General features: G+C 60.3%; 5 protein-coding genes, 2 tRNA genes and 2 rRNA genes. 2 read left to right on the forward strand and 7 right to left on the reverse strand.

What is annotated here, in order from left to right:
* Positions 1 to 33: 33 nt before the first annotated feature.
* The gene (locus ACCQ07_RS20820) at positions 34 to 663 is read left to right on the forward strand and encodes a thymidine kinase (protein WP_005917020.1); all 630 of its coding nucleotides are present in this window, start codon (positions 34 to 36) and stop codon (positions 661 to 663) included.
* 426 nt (positions 664 to 1089) lie between these two features.
* The gene (locus ACCQ07_RS20825) at positions 1090 to 2334 is read left to right on the forward strand and encodes a GAF domain-containing sensor histidine kinase (RefSeq protein ID WP_008571921.1); all 1245 of its coding nucleotides are present in this window, start codon (positions 1090 to 1092) and stop codon (positions 2332 to 2334) included.
* Between the two features lie 130 nt (positions 2335 to 2464).
* Here ACCQ07_RS20825 and ACCQ07_RS20830 read toward each other — a convergent pair whose 3' ends face one another.
* The 7 genes from ACCQ07_RS20830 to ACCQ07_RS20860 form a co-directional block, all read right to left on the reverse strand.
* Positions 2465 to 4066, reverse strand: a complete 1602-nt coding sequence (locus ACCQ07_RS20830; protein ID WP_033478583.1) for an OpgD/OpgG family glucan biosynthesis protein — start codon at positions 4064 to 4066, stop codon at positions 2465 to 2467.
* A 68-nt stretch (positions 4067 to 4134) separates the two neighbouring features.
* The gene (locus ACCQ07_RS20835; RefSeq protein WP_033478580.1) at positions 4135 to 5112 is read right to left on the reverse strand and encodes a DUF4380 domain-containing protein; all 978 of its coding nucleotides are present in this window, start codon (positions 5110 to 5112) and stop codon (positions 4135 to 4137) included.
* A gap of 695 nt (positions 5113 to 5807) precedes the next feature.
* Entirely contained in the window at positions 5808 to 6623 is an 816-nt protein-coding gene (mutM, locus tag ACCQ07_RS20840) for a bifunctional DNA-formamidopyrimidine glycosylase/DNA-(apurinic or apyrimidinic site) lyase (protein ID WP_008571924.1), read from the reverse strand.
* A 737-nt stretch (positions 6624 to 7360) separates the two neighbouring features.
* Positions 7361 to 7475 (reverse strand): 5S ribosomal RNA (rrf, locus tag ACCQ07_RS20845).
* Positions 7476 to 7602: 127 nt separating this feature from the next.
* Positions 7603 to 10483 (reverse strand): 23S ribosomal RNA (locus ACCQ07_RS20850).
* 227 nt (positions 10484 to 10710) lie between these two features.
* Positions 10711 to 10787: transfer RNA gene (locus ACCQ07_RS20855), tRNA-Ile, on the reverse strand.
* 18 nt (positions 10788 to 10805) lie between these two features.
* Positions 10806 to 10881, reverse strand: a tRNA-Ala gene (locus tag ACCQ07_RS20860).
* Positions 10882 to 10954 lie beyond the last annotated feature (73 nt).

The raw sequence follows: 10954 nt of genomic DNA on the forward strand, positions 1-10954 counted from the left end.
GCATCCTGCTGCCTGGCCCGGTAAAATCGCCCGATGGCCAAGCTCTATTTCTACTATTCGGCGATGAATGCCGGCAAGACCACCACCTTGCTGCAATCGGCGCACAACTACCGCGAGCGCGGCATGCGCACGCTGATCCTCACGCCCAAGCTCGACCACCGCGCCGGCAGCGGCGTGGTCGCCTCGCGGATCGGCTTGCGCGCGGACGGGCGTATCTTCGAGCGCGACACCGAGTTGCAGCAGCTGGTCGAACGCGACATCCACAACGACGGCGCGTTGCATTGCGTGCTGGTGGACGAAGCGCAATTCCTCAGCCGCGCGCAGGTCTGGCAGTTGAGCGAGGTGGTCGACCGGCTGCGGATTCCGGTGCTGTGTTACGGCTTGCGTACCGATTTTCGTGGCGAGTTGTTCGAGGGCAGCCAGTTCCTGCTGGCCTGGGCCGACGAGCTGGAAGAAATCAAGACCATCTGCCACAGCGGCAGCAAGGCCACCATGACCGTCCGCGTGGATGCACACGGGCACGCGGTGCAGGACGGTCCGCAGGTGGAGATCGGCGGCAACGAGCGCTATGTGTCGGTCAGCCGGGCCGAGTTCAAGAAGATCATGCGTGGCGAAGGCCGCATCGATCCGCTGCAGATCGCCTTGCCGCTGCCCGTCGCCTAGCGCCGGGGCCTGGTAACGCACTCGCGGCCATCCGCGCTGCCGTGGTGCATCCAGGACAGCACTGCCCGGAGCAGCGTGTGCGCGCATCCTCGTTCGCGCTGCGGTATTGCGCTGGAAGCAGGGCTTGCACATCGCCGTTGGTCGTTCGCCAGCACCAAACGCTCACGGCCGCACTGGCGCCAGCGGCTACAACCACACATCAGCACACGGTGCGGCACCGCGTTCGTCGACAGCCAGCCGCGACCGCCGGCCACGCTCTATACGCTTTGCAGGCGTTGCTAAACCCGTGCGGGCATGCGGTCACGCCGGCGTCGCGGGCGCCGTCAGACAGGCGTATCGTGGCGCCTGTGAGACAGCGGCGCACCACGCAACCGGGCGCAACCGCGGTCCTGTAAACTGGCAAGCGTCCACTCTTTGGAGGCACTCATGGATCCACTGCCTCCCGCCTTGCGCGCCGATATCGCGCGTGTTGGCCGGCTCTCCTCGGTCGCCGACGTGTTGAGCGTGCTCACCCGCCTGACCGGGATGGGATTTGCCGCCGTCGCCCGCGTCACCGACGCGCGCTGGATCACCTGCCAGGTGCACGATGCACTGTCCTTTGGCCTGCGTCCGGGCGACGAACTTCCGCTGGCCACCACGTTTTGCGACAGCGTACGGGTAAAAGGCAATGCGGTGTGGTTCGGGCACGCATCGGATGACCCGGTCTACCGCGATCATCCCTCGCCGCGGCTCTACGGCTTCGAGAGCTACGTCTCGGTGCCGATCAGGTTCGACGATGGCAGCGTGTTCGGCACCTTGTGCGCGCTGGATCCGCAGCCGCGCGTCATGGACGCACCGCTGGTGGAAAAGGTCGAACTGCTCGCACAGTTGCTGGCCGCACAGATCCAGGCCGAGCAACGCGCCGAAGAAAGCGCGCTGGAATCGCGGCGCGCCCGCAGCGAACTGGGCCGTGTTGGCGCCTCGGCGCGCTTGCGCGAAGAATTCATCGGCATTCTCGGGCACGACCTGCGCAACCCATTGCAGTCCATGCATGCGGTGGTGGATATGCTGTCCATCGACCAACTCGACCATCGCTACGGCAGCTCCATCCGCTCGCTGCAGCGTAGCCTGCGGCGCATGGAAGAACTGATCGATTTCGCCTGCGATTTCGCTCGCGGCATCGAACTCGATTGGTTGCAGCTGGACTACGGCGACGGGAGCGACCTGCTCGATGCACTCTCCCAGGTCGTGGACGAAACCCGCGCCGCCTACCCCAACCAGGTGCTGTCCACGCATGTGGCCATCGACGAGCCGGTGCACGGCGATGCGATCCGGCTGGCGCAGATGTTCGGCAGCCTGATGATCAACGCCGTCGTGCAAGGGCCGCAAAGTTCGCTGATCAAGGCGGTCGCGGTCACCGAACATGGCCGGCTACGCATCGAAGTCTGCAATCTGGATGGGATCGATCCACGGCGGCTGGATGTGCTGCACGCTTCCACCCATGTGCATACCGGCGGACGTGCGCTACCGGATGTCGATCTGGGCCTGCATATGGCAGCGCAGATCGCAAAGGCCCATCAAGGCGAATTACGCATCATCAGCGGCAAGGACGGCACCTGCTTCCGCGTGGAGCTGGCCTGCACACGTCCGCGCGGACGACTGCACCTGGTCGGCACCTCGGCGCCGGCCTGAGTGCCTCACGCAGCGACGATCGTCCGCAAACACGTCCGCCAACAGATGGCGCTCCAACCGCATGCTGCATGCCGCAGCTGGCCCCCCGATGCCCGCAACAAGCGTCGCCGGCCGCCCCGCCCGGCGCTTCTCAGTAAATCTTGCGCTCGCTCGGCGGCGGCGGCGTCCACTGGTACAACCAGGTTTCGGTGAGCGGTTTGCCATTGGCGCGCAGATACAGGCGGATATCGATCTGCTGGGTGCCCTCGTCCGGCGGCACCAGGTCGAACATCGCCCGATAGCCCTTGAGCTCGTGCAGCGGGCGCGCCGACACGATTTCAGTGGTGCCGCGCGACACCTGCAACACCGCCTCCACCTTGGCCTTTGGGTCCTTCGCCAGCGCGGCCAGTTCGCCGCCGGCAAAATCCACCGCAAAGCGCCAGGAGAAATGGCTGCGTTTTTGCCCGACGATGCCGCCGAGGCCGGTTCGGGTCGCCACGCAATGCGCCAACGGCGAGCTGGCCGGCGGCTGCGCGCCCCAGTACAGCCGGTAGCCCATCAGCAGTTCCTGCCCCGGCTGCGGCTTGGCTTGCGGGTTCCAGAACGCCACGATGTTGTCGAAGGTCTCGTCCACGGTCGGAATCTCGACCAGCTGCACCGAGCCCTTGCCCCAACCACTCTTGGGTTCCACCCACAGGCACGGGCGCTTTTCGTAAAACACGCCATCGTCCTGGTAATGGTCGAAGTTGCGGTCGCGCTGCAGCAGCCCGAACCCACGCGGGTTCTCGTCGACGAACATGTTGAAACGCAGATGCGGCGGGTTGCATAACGGGCGCCAGATCCATTCGCCGCCGCCGGTCCACATCGCCAGGCCATCGGTGTCGTGAATTTCCGGACGCCAATCCCAGTCCATCCGGTTATCGTTTTCGCCGACCTGGTACATGCTGGTGCACGGGCCGATACCCAGCCGCTCGATCGCCTTGCGTGGGTACAGCGCGCTGTCGATATCCATCAGCAGCACATCGCCATTGGTGATGGCGAAGCGGTACGCGCCGGCAACGCTGGGCGAATCCAGCAAGCCGTACACCACCACCGTGTCCGAATCGTCGGCCGGCTGCTCCAGGTAATAGGCGATGAAATCCGGAAACTCTTCCGGCCCGCCGGTACCGGTATCGATGGCCAGCCCGCGTGCCGACTGCCCATACTGGCCTTCCTTGCCGACCGCACGGAAATAGCTTGCACCCAGGAATGCCGAGAAGTCGCGTTCGGTGTCCTTGCGTGTGTTGAGCCGGAAACCGGCAAAGCCCAGATCCTTTGGCAATTGCTTGCCGCCCAGCCCGCTGCGGCCGTAATCGAATGCCGCCGGGTCGTAGGCCAGTTGCTGTGCCTTGCCATCGACGATGTCGTAAATGTGCACCGGGGTATGGAAATACAGTCCCAGGTGGAAGAACTTGGCCTGGAATTTGCCGTTGCCATCGGCCCACAACGCGTGGTCCTGGCGGTAGCGGATGGACTGATACTGATCCCAGTTCAGCGCCTCAAGCGGCCCCGGCAATACCTGCTTGTGACTTTTGTAAGGCGCCTTCGCCAGCGCGCGCGCCTGCCCTTTCAACCAGGCGTAGTCGAAGGGTTGCGGTTGCCCGAGTCGACGCAGGCCAACGGCCTTGGCCGCCAGCGCCCACTGCGGCAACGTCGGCAAACCGAGCGCGGCCAATGCGGCAGCAGCATTCTTCAGGAAGTGGCGTCGTTGCATGCGCATCGATCTGGTCAGGGAATGGGCGACATCATAGCCACAGCCCGGCATCGACGTGAATGCGCATCTCAGCGAGGCGCAGGCGACGCATCGCACGCATTGGCCAGCGCCAGCGCGTTGGCGTGGCTGCAAAGGAACCGCCGCTGCGCCTGTTCCTCATCCGGCCCGGTATAGCGCAGCAGCGTCCACTGCTCCTGTGCCTGCATTTGCGCACCTGGCGCAAGCTGCCGATACGGCGCGTGCACCTCCATTTCCAGCAATCCCTGTTCCGGATGCCGGGGTGGCGCATCCAGATACAACTCCACCTGGCCTTGCTCGGGATGGATCGCCGACAGCGGTTGATGCGCGAAGCGAATCACCAAGACCTGCCCGCCTGCGAACCCGGCCATCCATCCTGCCGACGGCTGCAGCAATAGCTTGCCGCGCTGGATCAATTGGTCTGGACGCGTATCGGCGCGCAGCGCGAGCAGGCCGCGCTCATGCTGATAGCGCGGCGCAATCGTGCCGGGCTCGCGCGGCGGCTGCAGCCGGATATCCGCAGCAGCGGCAACGGGCACAAACACCCGCGTCGTTGCCGCAACCCGCGTATTGAACCAAAGATCCCAGGCAATTGGCTGCGCGCGGATATTGCGTGCGCTGGCCTGGATGTCGACGGTGTCCGCACGCGCTGCAGAACGTTTGATCTGCTTGCGCAATTGCACCCCGGTCAGCGGGCTGGGCACCCCTTCAAATTCCACCATGTCATGACGACGTATGCTGACGCGCGTCTGCGCCAGGGACAGATACGGATCCGGCGGCCACACCGCGGCCGCCGCCTGACGCTCGTGGTTGAGCTGCTGGTGCAACCACCACTGACTCTGCGGCCCGACCCACACATCATGGCCGAAATAGGGAATATCCCCCGCAGTGGCCGACACCTCGGGCGCAGGCTGTTGCTCCACTGCCGCACCGACCTTCAACACGTTGGGCTGGCCGCGCAGATGGAACGACAGCACGCGCCCGCCAAATGCCGGCGTGACGCTCAGCTCTATCGCGTTGGTCTTCAAGTGGAGACGCTCTACGGCAGCTGCCGCGCTCGAAGAGGGCGTCATCGCGCCGGTCGACGGCATCGCTACCAGCGCACATGCACCGATAAGGATCAGAGGAATGACAAGCTGTCGGGGGCTGGACATACAGCGCTTCCACATGAGGACTTCACGATTGTGGCCCGCCGCCTACCTGGACACCAGGACACCGCTGCTCGCGGCTGCTTGCTGCACCTCCGCTGCAGCTCAGGTGCGATGTCGCACTATGTTTGCCTGGAGAACTGGCCACGTTGGGCGCTGAGCACTCTCGACGGACTCGAGCAGAAGAGGGTTTCCGTGCGGTCGGCACCTGCGCCCGGACATGCATGCAGGTTGGAGCGCACGCCCGATGCCGGTATCCAGAGCGAGCGTAACGATCGCGAGAATTCTTGCAGCTAGCTGGCCGCTTTACGGGTGCGGTACAGCGATCGATTCAGTAGTCTCGGGCGGCCCGACCGCATGCGTCGCAACCAGCCAGTGCATGCCGAAAGCTACGGTGCCCAAGAGAGCCGCGTCGACCGTCACAGCATTGCGCAGAGCAGACGCGTGTCGCACGCCCGCAGGCGAGCCATATGGAGAGTTGCTCGGAGTCGCTTTGTTGTGACTTGCGCGGCAACGATCGTGACACGATCGCGAGAGTACCAGTGCTCAAACACCGCGTCGGCGCGATATCGCGCTTATCGCTGACAGCTCCCGCACCACACCGTGGCGCGTTGACCAATCGTCGCGTGCTTCAACACCCGCCCACATTGCTTGCAGGCCTCGCCTTCGCGCCCGTACACAGAGAGTTCCTGCTCGAAATAGCCAGGCGCACCATCCGGGCTGATGAAGTCGCGCAAGGTAGTCCCGCCGCGTTGGATGGCATACGCCAGGATGTCTTTCACTGCGTCAGCCAGACGCCGATACCGCGCCAGCGACACTTTTCCCGCCTCGCGCAGCGGACTGATTCCCGCCCGATGCAGGCTTTCGGCAGCGTAGATATTTCCAACCCCGACAACCACGGCCTGATCCATCAAAAAGGTTTTGACGGCGGCACGCCGCCCTTGTGCCAGTGCGTGGAGATAATCGCCAGTAAATGCGTCCGATAATGGTTCTGGACCAAGCGCAGCGAGCAACTCATGGGTTTGTGTGCCGGATTGCCACAGCAGGCAGCCAAAGCGACGCGGATCGTTGAAGCGCAGCACGCGCCCGTTCTGCAGACTGATATCCACATGGTCATGCGCCCGCGGCAGGGTGTCGCCTGGCAGCACCCGCAGACTTCCGGACATCCCCAGATGCAACAGCGCGCTGCCGCCCGCATCTGTATCGATCAACAGATATTTCGCGCGTCGGCGCACGTTGGTAATGGTAGCGCCGGGGAGCAAGCGCTCGATCTGCTCGGGAATCGGCCAGCGCAAATCGGGCCGACGCAGGATCACGCCATGGATCCGCTGCCCAACCAGATGCGGCGACAGGCCACGCAACGTCGTTTCGACCTCGGGCAACTCGGGCATCAGCGCATCCAACAAGCGCCGGTCACATACCGGCAAGGCAGCTAATGGGGTCGAAACACTCAAATGCAATCAATGCGACGCTGCCGGCGTGCCATCGCTGGTCTATCCCTGCCTTGCCCGCCTGATAGAAGCGCTACTTCCACGTCATACCGTGAACTGAAGATATCGGATCACGATTCGTTTCGACGTGACCTGCTGATCTTTCGCAGCGGCGGCCCTTGCGTTTCTGGCTCGCATCTACGCGTTCTTCGACTGCACCGCGTGGAGCCGATCAATGGCGCAGCGATGTAATGCTGAGCCCTGCGTTGGCGATCCAGTTTCTGGGACTGGATATGTGAAACGTCCTCCTTGCGTCTTGTCTCACCAAGGATGTGGGGCCCATCACTGATGCGTGATCGATCCGCTCCAGGCCGTTCTTTGTATCGAGGATATGCGCACTAGGACGTCGGCCGAGCGAGGCTGTCATGGGCGATGTCTGTTATCAGCTCCAGCCATTACCGCACCCGTGCATCTGGCATTGGCCAGGCAGGTTATTTGGCCAACAGATGGATCGCGCCCTTTTCTCCAAGAGATGAGCGCGTGGCTTGTGTGGCGAGCGGTACTGCACGCACAGCACGACATCGGTACCGGTCGGCAAGCGGGGCGGAATGCAAGGCGCATTTACGCGCGGCGCAGCCCAGCGCTTGCGCAAAAAAGAAACCCTCAGTCCGTTTGGACTGAGGGTTTCGGGGTAAAGCCCCTGGCGATGACCTACTCTCGCATGGCTTGAGCCACACTACCATCGGCGCAGCTGCGTTTCACTTCCGAGTTCGGGATGGGATCGGGTGGTTCCACAGCGCTAATTTCACCAGGGAGACGGTTGGAGCGTCGCCATCCAAGAAACGGATCAAGGCGCCCAGTCTCGCAGAGTTAACTTGTGACGTAGCTTGCATTTGATGATCTACCAACGTTCGTTGGGACCAAGGCAACTTGAGGTTATATGGTCAAGCCGCACGGATCATTAGTATCAGTTAGCTCAATACATTGCTGTACTTACACACCTGACCTATCAACCACGTAGTCTACATGGTTCCTTTAGGGGGCTTGTGCCCCGGGAAGTCTCATCTTGAGGCGCGCTTCCCGCTTAGATGCTTTCAGCGGTTATCGCTTCCGAACATAGCTACCCGGCAATGCCACTGGCGTGACAACCGGAACACCAGAGGTTCGTCCACTCCGGTCCTCTCGTACTAGGAGCAGCCCCTCTCAAACTTCCAACGCCCATGGCAGATAGGGACCGAACTGTCTCACGACGTTCTGAACCCAGCTCGCGTACCACTTTAAATGGCGAACAGCCATACCCTTGGGACCGACTACAGCCCCAGGATGTGATGAGCCGACATCGAGGTGCCAAACACCGCCGTCGATATGAACTCTTGGGCGGTATCAGCCTGTTATCCCCGGAGTACCTTTTATCCGTTGAGCGATGGCCCTTCCATACAGAACCACCGGATCACTAAGACCTACTTTCGTACCTGCTTGATCCGTCGATCTTGCAGTCAAGCACGCTTATGCCTTTGCACACAGTGCGCGATGTCCGACCGCGCTGAGCGTACCTTCGTGCTCCTCCGTTACTCTTTAGGAGGAGACCGCCCCAGTCAAACTACCCACCATACACGGTCCCTGATCCGGATAACGGACCTAGGTTAGAACGTCAAGCACGACAGGGTGGTATTTCAAGGATGGCTCCACTGCAGCTAGCGCCACAGTTTCATAGCCTCCCACCTATCCTACACAGACGAACTCAACGTTCAGTGTAAAGCTATAGTAAAGGTTCACGGGGTCTTTCCGTCTTGCCACGGGAACGCTGCATCTTCACAGCGATTTCAATTTCACTGAGTCTCGGGTGGAGACAGCGCCGCTGTCGTTACGCCATTCGTGCAGGTCGGAACTTACCCGACAAGGAATTTCGCTACCTTAGGACCGTTATAGTTACGGCCGCCGTTTACTGGGGCTTCGATCAAGAGCTTCGCCTTGCGGCTGACCCCATCAATTAACCTTCCAGCACCGGGCAGGCGTCACACCCTATACGTCCACTTTCGTGTTTGCAGAGTGCTGTGTTTTTGATAAACAGTCGCAGCGGCCTGGTTTCTGCGACCCTCTTCAGCTATAGCTCGCACGAGCCACCAAAAAGGGTGCACCTTCTCCCGAAGTTACGGTGCCATGTTGCCTAGTTCCTTCACCCGAGTTCTCTCAAGCGCCTGAGAATTCTCATCCTACCCACCTGTGTCGGTTTACGGTACGGTCTTCGTGAGCTGAAGCTTAGGAGCTTTTCCTGGAAGCGTGGTATCAGTGACTTCGCCATAAAGGCTCGTCTCGGTGCTCGGTCTTAAAGGATCCCGGATTTGCCAAAGATCCAAACCTACCGCCTTTCCCCGGGACAACCAACGCCCGGTACACCTAACCTTCTCCGTCCCTCCATCGCACTCACGCGAGGTGCAGGAATATTAACCTGCTTCCCATCGACTACGGCTTTCGCCCTCGCCTTAGGGACCGACTAACCCTGCGTCGATTAACGTTGCGCAAGGAAACCTTGGGCTTTCGGCGTGCGGGCTTTTCACCCGCATTATCGTTACTCATGTCAGCATTCGCACTTCCGATACCTCCAGCAGACTTCTCAATCCACCTTCGCAGGCTTACGGAACGCTCCTCTACCGCGCATAAAACAAGTTTTATGCACCCCAAGCTTCGGTTCACTGCTTAGCCCCGTTAAATCTTCCGCGCAGACCGACTCGACCAGTGAGCTATTACGCTTTCTTTAAAGGGTGGCTGCTTCTAAGCCAACCTCCTGGCTGTCTATGCCTTTCCACATCGTTTTCCACTTAGCAGTGAATTTGGGACCTTAGCTGTGGGTCTGGGTTGTTTCCCTTTTCACGACGGACGTTAGCACCCGCCGTGTGTCTCCCATACAGTCCGTCTCGGTATTCGGAGTTTGCAATGGTTTGGTAAGTCGCGATGACCCCCTAGCCATAACAGTGCTCTACCCCCGAGAGGATACATATGAGGCGCTACCTAAATAGCTTTCGAGGAGAACCAGCTATCTCCGGGTTCGATTAGCTTTTCACTCCTAATCACAGCTCATCCCCGTCTTTTGCAACAGACGTGGGTTCGGGCCTCCAGTACCTGTTACGGCACCTTCACCCTGGCCATGACTAGATCACCCGGTTTCGGGTCTACTGCCCGCGACTATGCGCCCTTATCAGACTCGGTTTCCCTTCGCCTCCCCTATACGGTTAAGCTTGCCACGAACAGTAAGTCGCTGACCCATTATACAAAAGGTACGCAGTCACTCTTGCGAGCTCCTACTGCTTGTACGCACACGGTTTCAGGATCTATTTCACTCCCCTCTCCGGGGTTCTTTTCGCCTTTCCCTCACGGTACTGGTTCACTATCGGTCGGTCAGGAGTATTTAGCCTTGGAGGATGGTCCCCCCATATTCAGACAGGGTTTCACGTGCCCCGCCCTACTCGTCTTCACTGGAGTGGCCCTTTTAAATACAGGGCTATCACCTTCTATGGCCAATCTTTCCAGATTGTTTTTCTAAAGCCATTCCAGCTTAAGGGCTGCTCCCCGTTCGCTCGTCACTACTTAGGGAATCTCGGTTGATTTCTTTTCCTCCGGTTACTTAGATATTTCAGTTCACCGGGTTCGCTTCCAGCAGCTATGAATTCACTGCAGGATACTGCCGAAGCAGTGGGTTTCCCCATTCGGATATTGCCGGATCAAAGCTTGTTGCCAGCTCCCCGACACTTTTCGCAGGCTACCACGTCCTTCATCGCCTCTGACCGCCTAGGCATCCACCGTGTGCGCTTATTCGCTTGACCATATAACCCCAAGTTGCCTCAGGGTCATATGCCGTGTTGTGTGGGGTACAAAGCCACCAACGCGAACATACGACTCAATTATTTAGGGACTCGAAGTCCCCGCCTTAGCCTCAACGACACGTTTAGATAGATATCTCAAACGCTCGCTACGTCACAAGTTATAAAAGAACATGTCTCAGCCTCAACGCTGAGCCATATAAATTCTTAAGTGTGCACTACATTCAGAGTGGTGGGTCTGGGAGGACTCGAACCACCGACCTCACCCTTATCAGGGGTGCGCTCTAACCACCTGAGCTACAGACCCAAAGTCGTTTCACTCAAATGGTGGAGCCTGTCGGGATCGAACCGACGACCCCCTGCTTGCAAAGCAGGTGCTCTCCCAGCTGAGCTAAGGCCCCATGATGGGACTTTCGCATACCGGCCTGTGCCGATACGCATCTCTGAATGCAGGTAATTTGTGAGGACGCCCGA

Origin of the sequence: Xanthomonas sp. NCPPB 3583, assembly GCF_041475715.2 — a bacterium.
In the GTDB taxonomy this organism is placed as follows: Bacteria; Pseudomonadota; Gammaproteobacteria; order Xanthomonadales; family Xanthomonadaceae; genus Xanthomonas; species Xanthomonas euvesicatoria.